Origin of the sequence: Rheinheimera sp. WS51 (assembly GCF_050936095.1) — a bacterium.
In the GTDB taxonomy this organism is placed as follows: Bacteria; Pseudomonadota; Gammaproteobacteria; order Enterobacterales; family Alteromonadaceae; genus Alishewanella.
Genome location: NZ_JBOTRC010000055.1, coordinates 1 through 508, shown reverse-complemented (window position 1 = coordinate 508; position 508 = coordinate 1). Strand labels below are relative to the sequence as shown.

Sequence of the window (508 nt, the reverse complement as noted above, 5' to 3'; positions counted from 1 at the left end):
CGCCACAAACGCGAGCAACGTGTTGCGAGTCGAGCGCCCAAAGGGCGCGTTTTTGATGGCGCTTGTTATATGCCGGCGTCATTGTTTAACTTTTTAGCGATAGCTTGCCTATTTAATAGCAGTAAAACGTACAACGCTATTAAAGGAATAAAAGCATACCAGGACAGATAAACAACAACCCAGAAGTAACTAAACCAAGCCACACAGATAAATAACAAAAGCAGCTTAATTGTTGGCCTAAATAGTTGAAAGCTAAGCAAGAAAGACGAAGAAACACCAAAACCTGCTGTACCAATAGCAATCCAAAATTGCTCAATTTCAACTTCCTGTCCGTTGAGCCAAAAATACAAGCCATATGCGTAGCTGAATAACAGAGGGCTAAGTATTAGAGCAAACCCAATGAAATCCAGCCTATCTTTGCCAGCCTGTCTTTTGGATTCATCATTCTTTTTCTGGAGTTTAGATATTGCATCCATTCCTGATAGTAATCCTTAAGGCATATAACGCC

Annotated in this window: 1 protein-coding gene; it reads right to left on the bottom strand. The window is 40.9% G+C overall.

What is annotated here, in order from left to right; all coding sequences use genetic code 11:
- Positions 1-65: 65 nt before the first annotated feature.
- Entirely contained in the window at positions 66-476 is a 411-nt protein-coding gene (locus ACRCA4_RS15010; RefSeq protein WP_433190400.1) for a hypothetical protein, read from the bottom strand.
- Between the last annotated feature and the right edge of the window lie 32 nt (positions 477-508).

Coding starts and splice junctions, on each gene's coding strand:
- ACRCA4_RS15010 (WP_433190400.1), bottom strand. CDS start 476: ATGGATGCAATATCTAAACTCCAGAAAAAGAATGATGAATCCAAAAGA.